Consider the following 15,161-nt stretch of genomic DNA (forward strand, 5'->3'; position numbering starts at 1 on the left):
GTCACACGGTTTCCTGAGTGTTTTCATTATTATGAGCTTTGCGTTGCAATTCTTTTTCGACTTCGCCGGCGCGCCAGATGTTGTTCAGCACGTTGATCATCGCTTTCGCTGAGGATTCGACGATATCGGTCGCCAGACCTACGCCGTGGAAACGGCGGCCTTTATGGGTAACAACGATATCTACCTGGCCCAGCGCGTCTTTACCCTGGCCTTTTGCTGACAGCTGATACTTCACCAGCTCGACGTCGTAATGGGTGATGCGGTTGATGGCCTGGTAAACCGCGTCAACCGGGCCGTTACCCGTCGCGGCTTCAGAATGCGTTTCTTCACCGCAGTGCAGCTGCACGGACGCGGTTGAGATAACGCTTGAACCGGACTGCACGTTGAAATATTCCAGGCTGAAATGCTCCGGCTCTTCCTGCTGCCTGCCGATAAAGGCCAGCGCTTCCAGATCGTAATCGAAGACCTGGCCTTTTTTGTCCGCCAGCTTCAGGAAAGCGTCGTACAGATTATCCAGGCTGTAGTCGCTCTCTTTATAACCCATCTCGTCCATGCGGTGTTTCACGGCGGCGCGCCCCGAGCGGGAGGTCAGGTTCAGCTGTACCTGATTCAGGCCGATGGACTCGGGGGTCATGATTTCGTAGTTTTCGCGATTTTTCAGCACGCCGTCCTGGTGGATGCCGGAGGAGTGGGCGAAAGCCCCGGTGCCGACGATGGCTTTGTTAGCCGGCACCGGCATATTGCAAATCTGGCTGACCATCTGGCTGGTACGCCAGATTTCATGGTGATTGATGTTGGTGTGCAGGTTCATGATGTCTTTGCGCACCTTAATGGCCATGATGACTTCTTCCAGCGAACAGTTGCCGGCGCGCTCGCCGATGCCGTTCATCGCGCCTTCAACCTGGCGAGCGCCGGCGTGAACTGCCGCAATGGCGTTGCCTACCGCCAGGCCCAGGTCGTCGTGGGTATGTACGGAAATAATCGCTTTATCGATATTTGGTACGCGCTCGTACAGGCCGGTGATGATGTTGGCGAACTCAAACGGCATGGTGTAGCCGACGGTGTCAGGGATATTGATAGTGGTTGCGCCTGCGCTAATCGCGGCTTCTACTACGCGCGCCAGGTCAGCAATCGGGGTGCGTCCCGCATCTTCGCAGGAGAATTCAACGTCGTCGGTGTAATTACGCGCGCGCTTCACCATATAGATCGAGCGCTCGATTACCTCATCCAGCGTACTGCGCAGCTTGGTGGCGATATGCATTGGAGAGGTGGCGATAAAGGTATGGATGCGGAATGCTTCTGCGACTTTCAGGGATTCGGCTGCGACATCGATATCTTTTTCTACGCAGCGGGGCCAGCGCGCATACGCGGCTATTTTTGACGTTGCGGGCGATGGTCTGTACGGATTCGAAATCGCCGGGGGAGGAAACCGGGAAACCGACTTCCATAACATCGACGCCCATACGCTCCAGCGCCATCGCGATTTGCAGCTTCTCTTTCACACTCAGGCTGGCCTGCAGCGCTTGCTCACCATCACGTAAGGTCGTATCAAAAATTATGACTTGCTGACTCATGTTATGGTCCTTTTTTTGTTTTAGCGCCGGCGCTGCGGGCATAAAAAAACCCGCGCAGCGGCGCGGGTTTTTTCAGTCTGATGGCTTGAATCAACGCTTGATGTCGCCCACCAGTCTACCGCGCAAATAAGATGCGTTTAGTAGTAGAACTAGTAGGCGATGGGTGCGAATCATGTTTCAGGCCTCAAGCGTTTGCGATATGCATTTATTGGTACTTGATCTGCTTTGCCGTGTCAACCCTAAGCGGTTGATGAACGTCAGCAGGGCCTGGCGCAATGAACGCGTGGGCCAGGCTATTATGCTAAAAACAAGGAGAATCCAAAAATATGCTAATGCTCTTTAAAACGGTTGTTTTCAGAAATAACCAAAAAAATGAAGCCGGTTGAATTGCTGATTACGACATAAAAAAGTGATTAATTAGGCGTATCTTTAATATGCCGCAGCGGCTTTCATCCTTTTTGAATGGAGTAAAGCGATCTTTATGTAGGATATTCCTAAAATCAAAGTGGGCGTATTTTAAATAATTGGCCAGCGTTTAAAATATTATTCATTGGGTCAATTATTGTACGCAGGGACATTTTGTGTTTGTATTAGCTGCCGGTAAATCAGTTCGGAAACCTACAGCGCCTTGCGGCCATTGTGCGAGCTCTGTTATAGCAATAAGATGATTTCCGGAGTCGGGCATACCTGAGCGGGACGGCGGATGTTAAGATGACGGACCCGCTGATTGTTGCTGCCAGTATATTTTTAAAGGTCGAATGGAATTGCATGCAGAGCCTGACGGACAAAAGGTTCTGCCCTGTTACTGGAGTGAATAATGTCTGAAGATTATATACAACGTCCGCCCGTGAATGACGGGAATAAATACCGGCTACGCGCGGTGGATTTAAATTTGCTGACCGTTTTTGACGCGGTGATGCAGGTTCAGAACATTACAAAAGCCGCCCGGCTGCTGGGAATGTCGCAGCCGGCGGTCAGCAACGCGGTGGCGCGCCTGAAGGTTATGTTCAACGATGAGCTGTTTGTACGCTACGGGCGCGGAATACAGCCCACGGCGCGGGCTTATCAGCTGTTTGCCTCCGTCCGCCAGGCCTTACAGCTTGTTCAAAACGAACTGCCGGGCACGGGCTTTGAACCCGACGAAAGTGAACGCGTTTTTCAACTTTGCGTCAGCAGCCCGCTTGATAATTTGCTGACCTCCGTCATTTTTAATAACGTCCGGGATTCGGCGCCTAATATTCAGCTGTTGTTTAAATCCTGCCTGCATAAAGACATCGAGCACCAGCTGCGCTATCAGGAAACGGAATTTGTTATCGCCTATGATGATTTTCGCCGTTCGGAATTTACCTGTGTGCCGCTGTTTGAAGACGAAATGGTTCTGGTGGCAAGCCAAAAACACCCCCGGCTGATGGCGCCGTTAAAAGAGAAAGATATTTATAACGAGCAGCATGCGGTGGTTTCATTGGATCGTTTTGCTTCCTTTAGCGCGCTCTGGTACCAGACGCCGCCAAGACAAGCCTGTATTTCTTATCAGGGAATGGCGCTGACAAGCGTGCTGAATGTCGTATCGCAGACGCAATTAGTGGCGATCGCTCCGCGCTGGCTGGCCGAAGAATTCTCCGAAAGTTTGCGGCTGAAAATATTTGCCCTTCCGCTTAAGGAAAACAGGCGTACCTGCTACCTGTCATGGCACGAGGCGGCGGATAAAGACCGAGGGCCACCAGTGGATGGCGAAATTACTTACTTCTGTTTGCCGCAGATAGTCCCCGAGCGTTAGCGGATAAACCGGCGCCTGAAAACAGGCCGGTTTTCCTTTTTATCGTCTTCAATGCAGCATTTTATGCTGTAGCATTTTCTGACAGCCGCCTCGCTATTCATCAAAACCCCCGCGTTAATTAGATTTCACCTGTAATTCTCCCGTTCATAACATATTCAGTAATAGTATTTGCTTATATTCAGGAGTTAACTTCGTCATGTCGGCGTTTTGTAGCAAGGAAGTTAAAAACCAGCGGGCAGGCGCGCGGTCATGTGATTGATCGCCTGATTTTCAACGGTTATGTTAGGAAGGAAAACTTACAAATAAAAAGTCAGGCAGGGCCTAAGAACCTGCCTTAATGACCGCGCGGAAATGAATTCTGCCGTCGGTCAACACGTGAGCCTGGAGGCAAACCATGGAGATGTTGTCAGGAGCCGAGATGGTCGTCCGATCGTTAATCGATCAGGGCGTTAAGCATGTATTCGGCTATCCGGGGGGCGCTGTACTCGATATTTACGATGCGCTCCATACAATTGGTGGGATCGATCATGTGCTGGTCCGCCATGAACAGGCCGCCGTACATATGGCTGACGGACTGGCACGAGCAACCGGGGAAGTCGGGGTTGTGCTGGTAACCTCAGGACCCGGCGCGACCAATGCCATCACCGGTATCGCTACCGCTTATATGGACTCCATCCCTCTGGTTGTGCTTTCAGGCCAGGTCGCCACCTCCCTCATCGGGTACGATGCTTTCCAGGAGTGCGATATGGTGGGCATTTCGCGCCCGGTGGTAAAGCATAGCTTCCTGGTTAAGCAGGCTGAAGATATTCCCGGCATCATCAAAAAAGCGTTCTGGCTGGCCGCAAGCGGCCGCCCGGGGCCTGTGGTGGTGGACCTGCCGAAAGATATTATGAGCCCGGCAAATAAGCTTCCTTACAGCTACCCGGAAACGGTGAGCATGCGCTCGTATAACCCGACGACGCAGGGACATAAAGGTCAGATAAAACGCGCGTTGCAGACCCTGCTGAGCGCGAAAAAGCCGGTGATGTATGTGGGCGGCGGCGCTATTACCTCCGCCTGTCATGCGGAGCTGCGTGAGCTAGCCGGGAAGCTCAATATCCCCGTCGTCTCTTCTTTAATGGGGTTGGGCGCGTTTCCGGGCACGCACCGGCAGGCGCTGGGCATGTTAGGGATGCACGGAACCTATGAAGCCAATATGGCCATGCATAACTCGGATGTGATCTTTGGCGTAGGGGTGAGGTTTGACGACCGCACAACCAACAACCTGGCGAAATACTGTCCGAACGCCACCGTGCTGCATATTGATATCGATCCGACCTCTATTTCGAAAACGGTTGGGGCAGATATTCCTATCGTGGGCGACGCGCGTTTGGTGTTGCAACAGATGCTTGAGCTGCTGGCGCAGGAAGATACGCCGCAGTCAGGCGATGATATTCGCGACTGGTGGCAGCAAATTGAACACTGGCGCGCACGGCAGTGTCTGGAATTCGACCGTGAAAGCGGAAAGATTAAGCCGCAGGCGGTTATCGAAACTCTTTATAAGCTCACCGACGGTAAAGCATACGTGACTTCTGACGTGGGCCAGCATCAGATGTTCGCCGCTCTTTATTACACCTTTGACGAGCCGCGTCGTTGGATAAACTCCGGCGGGCTTGGCACCATGGGCTTTGGCCTGCCGGCGGCGCTCGGGGTGAAACTGGCGCTGCCCGAGGAAACCGTGGTGTGCGTGACCGGCGACGGCAGTATTCAGATGAATATTCAGGAGCTCTCTACGGCGCTGCAGTACGGCTTGTCGGTGCTGGTATTAAACCTTAACAACCGTTACCTCGGCATGGTGAAGCAGTGGCAGGACATGATTTATTCCGGCCGTCATTCCCAGTCTTATATGGAGTCGCTGCCTGACTTTGTTCGCCTGGCGGAAGCTTACGGGCATGTCGGCATCAGCATTACCCAACCCGATGAGCTGGAAAGCAAGCTGGCGGAAGCTCTAGAAGCGGTGAAAAATCAGCGCCTGGTCTTCGTGGACGTCACGGTCGACGGGACAGAACACGTTTATCCGATGCAGATCCGCGGCGGGGGAATGGACGAAATGTGGTTAAGCAAAACGGAGAGAACCTGATATGCGCCGGATATTATCTGTCTTACTGGAAAACGAATCCGGAGCGCTCTCTCGGGTTATCGGTCTGTTTTCTCAACGCGGCTACAACATCGAAAGCCTGACCGTCGCGCCGACGGACGATCCAACCCTGTCGCGCATGACCATACAGACCGTCGGCGATGAAAAAGTGCTTGAGCAGATCGAAAAGCAGCTGCATAAGCTGGTGGACGTGCTGCGGGTGAGCGAGCTGGGGCAGGGGGCGCACGTTGAACGTGAAATCATGCTGGTGAAAGTGCAGGCCAGCGGATACGGACGCGAAGAGGTGAAGCGCAGCGCGGAAATTTTCCGCGGCCAAATCATCGACGTCACCCCCACGCTTTATACGGTTCAGCTTGCCGGCACCAGCGATAAACTCGATGCTTTTCTGAACACTATCCGTGAAGTGGCGAAAATCGTCGAGGTGGCGCGCTCGGGCATCGTTGGCGTCTCGCGCGGCGATAAAATAATGCGTTAGTAATAAATGTGATCTGGTTCACAGGCCCGGTAAGCGATACCGGGCTTTTTTTTGCAAACCTTTCAGCAACTGCCTGCAAAAGCAGTTGCTGGAGGTATTATTCTGCGCTTAGATGTCAATGTTGTAACCATGACCAGGGTATGGTTATGGATAACTTTCTGATTAAGGGGCTACTGTGAAATTGGATGAAATCGCGCGCCTGGCCGGAGTTTCGCGCACCACGGCGAGCTACGTCATCAACGGTAAAGCAAAGCAGTATCGTGTCAGTGACAAAACCGTTGAGAAAGTCATGGCGGTTGTACGCGAACATAACTACCACCCGAACGCGGTGGCGGCGGGTTTACGGGCGGGGCGCACGCGTTCTATTGGCCTTGTGATCCCGGATCTGGAAAACACCAGTTACACCCGAATTGCGAACTACCTTGAACGTCAGGCGCGCCAGCGCGGCTACCAGCTGCTGATTGCCTGCTCAGAAGACCAGCCGGATAACGAGATGCGTTGTATCGAGCATCTCTTACAGCGCCAGGTTGACGCCATCATCGTTTCAACCTCTCTGCCGCCGGAGCATCCTTTCTATCAGCGCTGGGCGAAGGACTCTTTTCCCATCATCGCCCTCGACCGGGCGCTGGATCGCGAACATTTTACAAGCGTAGTGGGCGCCGATCAGGAAGATGCTGAGATGCTCGCTGAGGAGCTGCGTAAATTCCCGGGCGAAACGATTCTTTATCTCGGCGCGCTGCCCGAGCTTTCCGTCAGCTACTTGCGTGAACAGGGCTTTCGTACGGCCTGGAAAGATGACCCGCGCGAGGTCCATTTCCTGTATGCGAACAGCTATGAGCGCGAAGCCGCAGGTCAGCTCTTCGAAAAATGGCTGGAAACGCATCCGATGCCGCAGGCGCTGTATACAACGTCGTTCGCCCTGCTGCAGGGAGTGATGGACGTCACTTTGCGCCGTGAAGGACGTTTGCCTTCCGAACTGGCGATCGCCACCTTTGGCGATCACGAGCTGCTCGATTTCCTGCAGTGCCCGGTGCTGGCGGTAGCGCAGCGCCATCGGGACGTGGCCGAGCGCGTGCTGGAGCTGGTGCTCGCAAGCCTTGATGAACCGCGAAAACCTAAACCGGGCGCCTTACCCGCATTCGCCGCAACCTTTATCATCGCGGCAGCTTAAGCCGCCATTAACCAAAAAAGGCAGTTTCGGCTGCCTTTGTTAATTAAGATTTTTCTTCTTTATAATCCCTTTATTATTTCAGGCGTTTAATTTCCTTACCGCTAATGTAAAGAAAAGAATCTTTTAAAAGTTTAATTCGCTCCGTTGTATTATTTTGTTACATACGAGGCGTTAAAAAATGTCGGTTAATTAAACAATAGTGATTCACTTTTCCCCACGCCCGCCCCCGCGCTGCGTTCAGCCCGCATCCGGCGCTGTTATCCTGGCGGGAAATGCCTTAAAATGCCGACCGCGTCGCAAACTGAGTACTTAATATTTCGCTTACAGGGTTTTCAGTCGATTTAACGAGCTGCATGTTTATTCGTCTCTTTTCTTTCAAATATTCATAGCGTTAATTTTGCTTCGCTCTTGCAGTGCTTTTCACGCCAGCCATTAATCAATCGCTTAGGCTGGGAAATTTATTTCCCTGAGCCGCGAGGCTTGCTTGACAAGCTTTTCCTCCGCTCCGTAAACTCCCTCGGGTGGGAATTTGTGGGGTAAAGTGGTGGAAAGGGTCAATTTAGGGTGAGGCTGGCATGTTCCGTGGGGCAACATTAGTCAATCTCGACAGCAAGGGGCGGCTTGCCGTACCTGCCCGATACCGGGAAAAGCTTGTCGAAACCTCAGAAGGTCAGATGGTGTGCACCATCGACATCCATCACCCCTGCCTGCTGCTCTATACCCTCCCCGAGTGGGAAATTATTGAACAAAAGCTAGCCCGTTTGTCGAGCATGAATCCCGTAGAGCGCCGCGTTCAACGCCTTTTACTTGGTCATGCCAGCGAATGTCAGATGGACAGTGCCGGGCGATTGCTGGTGGCGCCTGTTTTGCGCCAGCACGCCGGGCTGACCAAAGAAGTCATGCTGGTCGGGCAGTTCAATAAGTTTGAACTGTGGGATGAAGCGACCTGGCATCAACAGATCAAGGAAGACATCGACGCTGAGCAGGAAACGGCAACCGGTTTGTCGGAACGCCTGCAGGACTTGTCACTATAAGTAATGATGGAAAATTTTAAACACACTACGGTGCTGCTTGATGAGGCCGTGAACGGCCTTAATATTCGTCACGATGGCATTTACATTGATGGCACGTTTGGTCGCGGTGGCCATTCACGACTGATTCTCTCCCAGCTGGGCGCAGAAGGTCGTTTGCTGGCTATCGACCGCGATCCGCAGGCCATCGCGGCGGCTCAGGCGATTGACGATCCGCGTTTCACCATCATTCACGGTCCTTTCTCGGAGCTTGCCCGGTACGTAGGCGAACGCGGGCTTACGGGTAAAATCGACGGTATTTTGCTCGATCTCGGCGTCTCCTCACCCCAGCTTGATGACGCAGAGCGCGGCTTCTCGTTTATGCGCGACGGCCCGCTGGATATGCGCATGGATCCAACCCGCGGGCAATCTGCCGCGCAGTGGCTGCTGACCGCAGACGAAGCCGACATCGCCTGGGTGATTAAAACCTTCGGCGAAGAGAAGTTCGGCAAACGTATTGCGCGCGCCATCGTCGAGCGTAACCGCGAACAGCCGATGACCCGCACCAAAGAGCTGGCTGCGGTTGTGGCGGCGGCAATGCCGGTTAAAGACAAATTTAAGCATCCTGCGACCCGCACTTTCCAGGCCATCCGTATCTGGATTAACAGCGAGCTCGAAGAGATTGAAAACGCGTTGAAAGGCTCGATTGAGGCCTTATCTCCCGGCGGACGCCTGTCGATAATCAGCTTCCATTCCCTTGAAGACCGTATCGTGAAGCGCTTTATGCGCGAGAACAGCCGCGGTCCGCAGGTGCCGGCCGGTTTGCCGATGACGGAAGCGCAGCTGAACAAGCTCGGCGGCCGCTATCTGAAATCGCTTGGCAAAATGATGCCAGGCGATGAAGAAGTGGCGGAAAACGTGCGTGCCCGCAGTTCGGTTCTGCGCATTGCTGAGAGGACTAACGCATGATAAACGCGGTGACAGAAGCCCTGGGAAAAGTAACCCAGCTTGGCAGCAACGAGCGCCACGCGCTGCCAACGGTTATTGGCGGGGATCTTTTACGCCACGGCAAACTGCCACTGTGCTTGTTTATCGCCATTATTTTTACCGCCATTTCAGTGGTGACCACCGCGCACCACACCCGTTTGCTTACGGCTCAACGTGAACAGATGGTGGTGGAGCGCGACGCTCTGGATATTGAATGGCGCAACCTGATTTTAGAAGAAAACGCCCTCGGCGATCATAGCCGGGTGGAACGGATCGCTACGGAGAAGCTGCAGCTGCAGCATGTGGATCCTTCGCAGGAAAACATCGTAGTTCAGCAATAAGGAATCGCGCGACAGATGAGAGCAGCGGCAAAAACGCTTAAACCAAAACGCCAGGAAGAGCAGGCCAACTTTATCGGTTGGCGTTTTGCGTTGCTTTGCGGTTGTATCTTACTGGCGCTGGCTTTCCTGTTAGGGCCGCGTCGCCTGGCTGCAGATTATCGCCCCGGATATGCTGGTACGTCAGGGAGACATGCGTTCCCTGCGCGTGCAGGAGGTTTCCACCTCGCGCGGAATGATAAGCGACCGTGCGGGCCGCCCTCTGGCGGTAAGCGTGCCGGTGAAAGCCATCTGGGCGGATCCGAAAGAGCTGCACGAAGCCGGCGGCATCACCCTTGATAACCGCTGGAAAGCGCTGGCCGACGCGCTGAAAATGCCGCTCGACCAGCTTGCCTCGCGCGTTAACAGCAATCCGAAAGGGCGCTTTATTTATCTGGCGCGTCAGGTTAACCCGGACATCGGCGACTACATCAAAAAGCTGAAGCTGCCGGGCATTCATCTGCGCGAAGAATCCCGCCGTTACTATCCGTCAGGCGAAGTTACCGCTCACCTCATTGGTTTTACCAACGTCGACAGCCAGGGGATTGAAGGCGTTGAGAAAAGCTTTGATAAATGGCTTACCGGCCAGCCCGGCGAGCGCATCGTGCGTAAAGACCGCTATGGCCGCGTCATCGAAGATATTTCCTCGACGGACAGCCAGGCCGCCCATAACCTGGCGTTGAGCATTGATGAACGCCTGCAGGCGCTGGTTTATCGCGAGCTTAATAACGCCGTAGCCTTTAACAAGGCCGAGTCGGGCAGCGCCGTGCTGGTGGATGTCAACACCGGCGAAGTGCTGGCGATGGCAAACAGCCCGTCTTATAACCCAAACAACCTGACCGGTACCGCAAAAGACATTATGCGTAACCGCACCATCACCGACGTGTTTGAACCCGGTTCAACCGTTAAGCCGATGGTGGTGATGACCGCGCTGCAGCGCGGCGTCGTGCAGGAGAATACCGTACTGAATACCGTGCCGTACCGCATCAATGGTCATGAGATCAAAGACGTGGCGCGCTACAGCGAATTGACCCTTACCGGGGTGCTACAGAAGTCGAGTAACGTCGGGGTTTCCAAACTGGCGTTAGCGATGCCCTCCTCAGCGTTAGTAGATACTTACTCACGTTTTGGACTGGGAAAAGCGACCAATTTGGGGTTGGTCGGGGAACGCAGTGGCTTATATCCTCAAAAACAACGGTGGTCTGACATAGAGAGGGCCACCTTCTCTTTCGGCTACGGGCTAATGGTAACGCCGTTACAGTTAGCGCGAGTCTACGCAACCATCGGCAGCTACGGCGTTTACCGTCCGCTGTCGATAACCAAAGTTGATCCGCCGGTGCCCGGCGAGCGTATTTTCCCGGAAGCGACGGTGCGCACCGTCGTACACATGATGGAAAGCGTGGCCCTGCCGGGCGGCGGGGGCGTAAAAGCGGCCATCAAAGGCTACCGCATCGCCATTAAAACCGGTACGGCGAAGAAAGTCGGCCCGGACGGAAAATACATCAATAAATACATTGCCTACACCGCGGGCGTCGCGCCAGCAAGCCAGCCACGCTTTGCGCTGGTGGTGGTGATTAACGATCCGCAGGCGGGTAAATATTACGGTGGTGCCGTATCTGCGCCCGTGTTCGGTGCCATCATGGGCGGCGTATTACGCACCATGAACATTGAACCAGACGCGCTGGCAACCGGTGAAAAAAGCGAATTTGTAATTAATCAGAAAGAGGGATCAGGTGGCAGATCGTAATTTGCGCGACCTTCTCGCTCCGTGGGTGTCAGCGGCACCGGAGAGAGCACTGCGAGAGATGACACTCGATAGCCGCGTGGCGGCTTCGGGCGACCTTTTTGTGGCGGTGGTCGGTCATCAGGCGGACGGGCGTCGATATATCCCGCAGGCAATTGCGCAAGGCGTAGCGGCTGTCGTTGCCGAAGCGCAGGGCGAAGCAAGCGATGGCGAAATCCGTGAAATGCACGGTGTGCCGGTGATTTACCTCAGCCAGCTGCACCAGCGACTCTCCGCGCTTGCGGGGCGTTTTTACCACGAACCTTCCGACGCGCTGCGTCTGGTCGGCGTGACCGGCACCAACGGCAAAACCACCACCACGCAGCTGCTCGCGCAGTGGGGCCCAGCTGCTGGGTGAAACCAGCGCGGTGATGGGAACCGTCGGCAACGGGCTGCTTAACCAGGTTATCCCAACCGAAAATACCACCGGCTCGGCTGTTGATGTGCAGCAAGTGCTCGCTAACCTGCATCAGCAGGGCGCAACCTTCGCGGCGATGGAAGTTTCTTCCCATGGTCTGGTGCAGCACCGCGTGGCGGCCTTGAAATTTGCTGCTTCCGTGTTTACCAATCTCAGCCGCGATCACCTTGATTACCATGGTGATATGGCCGGCTATGAGGCCGCTAAATGGCTGTTATTTTCCGAGCATGAAGCCGGTCAGGCCATTATCAACGCGGACGATGAAGTCGGCCGCAAGTGGCTGGCGCGCCTGCCGGATGCCGTAGCGGTGACTATGGAAAACAACCTTCAGCCGGACTGCCGTGGGCGCTGGCTGAAGGCAACAAACGTTCATTATCACGATGGCGGAGCCACTATCCAGTTCAGCTCTTCCTGGGGCGATGGCGTCGTCGAAAGCCGCCTGATGGGCGCATTTAACGTCAGCAACCTGCTGCTGGCTTTAGCAACCCTTCTGGCGCTGGATTACGAACTTGCGGATCTCTTAAAAACGGCGCAGCGCCTGCAGCCCGTCTGCGGCCGTATGGAAGTGTTCACCGCGCCGGGCAAAACTACCGTGGTGGTGGATTACGCGCACACTCCGGATGCGCTGGAGAAAGCGCTGCAGGCCGCGCGTCTGCACTGCACCGGTAAGCTGTGGTGCGTGTTCGGCTGCGGCGGCGACCGTGATAAGGGCAAACGTCCGATGATGGGCGCTATTGCGGAGCAGTACGCTGACGTGGTCGTGGTCACCGACGACAACCCGCGCACGGAAGAACCAAAAGCTATCGTCGACGACATTCTTGCCGGCATGCTTGATGCGGGCCGCGCTTATGTGGTGTCAGGACGCGCCGAGGCCGTGACCAACGCCATCATGCAGGCCAAAGAAAATGACGTGGTGCTGGTGGCTGGCAAGGGCCATGAAGATTATCAGATCGTCGGTAATCGCCGTCTCGACTATTCCGATCGCGTGACCGCAGCACGTTTGCTGGGGGTTGTAGCATGATTCGCGTTTCACTAAGCCAGCTCGCCGGGATTCTGCCGGGACGGCTGCACGGCGCTGACGCGGATATCGTGGATGTCACTACCGACACGCGTAAATTAACGCCGGGCTGCCTGTTCGTCGCGCTTAAAGGCGAACGTTTTGACGCCCATGATTTCGCACAGGACGCGGTTAAAGGCGGCGCGGGCGCGCTGCTGGTTAGCCGTAAGCTGCCGATCGACGTTCCGCAGCTGGTGGTTGAAGACACCCGCCTCGCCTTTGGCCAGCTCGGCGCCTGGGTTCGCCAGCAGGTTCCCGCTCGCGTGGTGGCGCTGACCGGTTCTTCCGGTAAGACCTCCGTAAAAGAGATGACCGCGGCGATTCTGCGCCAGTGCGGCAACACGCTGTATACCGCCGGCAACCTGAATAACGACATCGGCGTGCCGATGACGCTGCTGCGTCTGACCCCCGAGTACGACTATGCCGTTATCGAACTTGGGGCAAACCATCAGGGCGAAATCGCCTGGACGGTAGGGCTGACCCGGCCGGAAGCGGCGCTGGTAAATAACCTCGCCGCCGCGCACCTGGAAGGCTTCGGTTCGCTTGCGGGCGTTGCGAAAGCCAAAGGGGAAATCTTTACCGGTTTGCCCGCTAACGGCATCGCTATTCTGAACGCGGACAATAACGACTGGCTCAACTGGCAGGCCGTTATCGGCAAGCGCAAAACCTGGCGTTTCTCCCCTAACGCCGCGGACAGCGATTTTACCGCGACCAACGTGCGCATCACTTCCCACGGTACGGAATTCACCCTGCAAACCCCAACGGGCGATGTAGAGGTCACCATGCCCCTGCCGGGCCGCCACAATATCGCCAACGCGCTGGCAGCCACCGCGCTGGCGATGGCCGTAGGCGCGCCGCCTGAAGCCGTGAAAACGGGACTGGCGGAGCTGAAAGCCGTGCCGGGCCGCCTGTATCCGATTCAGCTTTCCGACACGCAGCTGCTGCTTGATGACAGCTATAACGCAAACGTCGGCTCGATGACCGCCGCCGCCCAGGTGCTTTCTGAGATGCCGGGTTTTCGCGTGATGGTGGTCGGCGATATGGGCGAGTTGGGCAGCCAGGCGCAGGAGTGCCACCGCCAGGTCGGCGAGGCCGCGAAAGCCGCCGGCATCGACCTCGTGCTGAGCGTCGGCACGCTGAGCGAAATTATCAGCCAGGCCTCTGAAGTCGGCGAACATTTTACCGATAAAAAAGCCGTGATAGCGCGCCTTAAAGCGCTAATTGCGGAGCATTCAATGATGACCATTTTAGTGAAGGGTTCACGTAGTGCCGCCATGGAAGAGGTGGTGTGCGCATTACAGGAGAAAGGAACATGTTAGTTTGGCTGGCCGAGCACTTGGTCAAATATTATTCCGGCTTTAACGTCTTTTCCTACCTGACGTTTCGCGCCATCGTCAGCCTGCTGACCGCGTTGTTCATCTCTTTGTGGATGGGCCCGCGCATGATTGCACGTTTACAACAGCTCTCTTTCGGCCAGGTCGTGCGTAACGACGGCCCGGAGTCACACTTCAGCAAGCGCGGTACGCCAACGATGGGCGGGATCATGATCCTGACCTCTATCGTGATTTCCGTGCTGCTGTGGGCCTATCCATCCAATCCGTACGTCTGGTGCGTGCTGTTCGTGCTGGTGGGCTACGGGGCGATAGGCTTTGTCGACGATTATCGCAAAGTCGTGCGCAAAGATACCAAAGGGCTTATCGCGCGCTGGAAGTATTTCTGGATGTCCGTCATCGCGCTTGCCGTGGCTTTCACCATGTACATCGCCGGAAAAGGAACGCCGGCCACCGAGCTGGTGGTGCCGTTCTTTAAAGACGTGATGCCGCAGCTTGGCCTGTTCTACGTGCTGCTGGCCTACTTTGTGATTGTCGGCACCGGCAATGCGGTTAACCTGACCGACGGGCTGGACGGCCTGGCTATCATGCCTACGGTGCTGGTCGCCGGCGGCTTCGCGCTGGTGGCATGGGCCACCGGCAACATGAACTTTGCCAGCTATCTGCACATTCCTTATCTGCGCCATGCGGGGGAGCTGGTTATCGTCTGCACGGCGATCGTCGGCGCGGGTTTAGGTTTCCTGTGGTTCAACACCTATCCGGCGCAGGTGTTTATGGGCGACGTCGGCTCGCTGGCTTTGGGCGGCGCGCTTGGCACTATCGCGGTTCTGCTGCGTCAGGAGTTCCTGCTGGTGATTATGGGCGGCGTGTTCGTGGTCGAAACGCTTTCCGTTATCCTGCAGGTGGGCTCCTTTAAGCTGCGCGGACAGCGTATTTTCCGCATGGCGCCGATTCATCATCACTATGAACTTAAAGGCTGGCCGGAACCGCGCGTTATCGTGCGCTTCTGGATTATCTCGCTGATGCTGGTCCTTATTGGCCTGGCTACGCTGAAGGTGCGTTAA

7 protein-coding genes and 5 pseudogenes are annotated in these 15,161 nt (G+C 55.5%); 11 read left to right on the forward strand and 1 reads right to left on the reverse strand.

Annotated elements, in window-relative coordinates:
* Position 1 precedes the first annotated feature (1 nt).
* Positions 2-1,574, reverse strand: a pseudogene (gene leuA, locus WLO32_RS03330) (2-isopropylmalate synthase).
* Positions 1,575-2,391: 817 nt separating this feature from the next.
* On the opposite strand from leuA, the pseudogene leuO reads away from it, so the two are divergent.
* The 11 genes and pseudogenes from leuO (at position 2,392) to mraY (ending at position 15,161) form a co-directional block, all read left to right on the forward strand.
* Positions 2,392-3,337 (forward strand): annotated as a pseudogene (gene leuO / locus WLO32_RS03335) (transcriptional regulator LeuO).
* A gap of 408 nt (positions 3,338-3,745) precedes the next feature.
* Positions 3,746-5,470 (forward strand): acetolactate synthase 3 large subunit, encoded by a 1,725-nt coding sequence (gene ilvI, locus WLO32_RS03340; RefSeq protein WP_435947190.1) that lies wholly within the window; start codon positions 3,746-3,748, stop codon positions 5,468-5,470.
* Position 5,471: 1 nt separating this feature from the next.
* Positions 5,472-5,963: an acetolactate synthase small subunit gene (gene ilvN, locus WLO32_RS03345; protein ID WP_121266960.1), complete on the forward strand. Its 492-nt coding sequence runs from the start codon at positions 5,472-5,474 to the stop codon at positions 5,961-5,963.
* A 175-nt stretch (positions 5,964-6,138) separates the two neighbouring features.
* Positions 6,139-7,145, forward strand: a pseudogene (gene cra / locus WLO32_RS03350) (catabolite repressor/activator).
* 564 nt (positions 7,146-7,709) lie between these two features.
* Positions 7,710-8,168, forward strand: coding sequence for a division/cell wall cluster transcriptional repressor MraZ (gene mraZ, locus WLO32_RS03355; RefSeq protein WP_435947191.1), 459 nt, complete (start codon positions 7,710-7,712; stop codon positions 8,166-8,168).
* A gap of 3 nt (positions 8,169-8,171) precedes the next feature.
* On the forward strand, positions 8,172-9,113 hold the full coding sequence (gene rsmH / locus WLO32_RS03360; RefSeq protein WP_435947192.1) for a 16S rRNA (cytosine(1402)-N(4))-methyltransferase RsmH: 942 nt from the start codon (positions 8,172-8,174) through the stop codon (positions 9,111-9,113).
* Positions 9,110-9,472 carry a cell division protein FtsL gene (gene ftsL / locus WLO32_RS03365; RefSeq protein WP_435947193.1) on the forward strand — a complete coding sequence of 121 codons (363 nt, stop codon included), beginning with the start codon at positions 9,110-9,112 and terminating at the stop codon, positions 9,470-9,472. The genes rsmH and ftsL overlap by 4 nt, the downstream gene beginning before the upstream one ends.
* A gap of 15 nt (positions 9,473-9,487) precedes the next feature.
* A pseudogene (locus tag WLO32_RS03370) lies at positions 9,488-11,255 on the forward strand (peptidoglycan glycosyltransferase FtsI).
* Positions 11,242-12,730: pseudogene (gene murE, locus WLO32_RS03375) on the forward strand (UDP-N-acetylmuramoyl-L-alanyl-D-glutamate--2,6-diaminopimelate ligase). The pseudogenes WLO32_RS03370 and murE overlap by 14 nt, the downstream one beginning before the upstream one ends.
* Positions 12,727-14,085 (forward strand): UDP-N-acetylmuramoyl-tripeptide--D-alanyl-D-alanine ligase, encoded by a 1,359-nt coding sequence (murF, locus tag WLO32_RS03380; protein ID WP_435947194.1) that lies wholly within the window; start codon positions 12,727-12,729, stop codon positions 14,083-14,085. Before murE ends, murF begins: the two are co-directional and overlap by 4 nt.
* The gene (gene mraY, locus WLO32_RS03385; protein ID WP_435947195.1) at positions 14,079-15,161 is read left to right on the forward strand and encodes a phospho-N-acetylmuramoyl-pentapeptide-transferase; all 1,083 of its coding nucleotides are present in this window, start codon (positions 14,079-14,081) and stop codon (positions 15,159-15,161) included. Before murF ends, mraY begins: the two co-directional genes overlap by 7 nt.

The organism is Dryocola mayonis, from assembly GCF_051307045.1.
GTDB lineage: Bacteria > Pseudomonadota > Gammaproteobacteria > Enterobacterales > Enterobacteriaceae > Dryocola.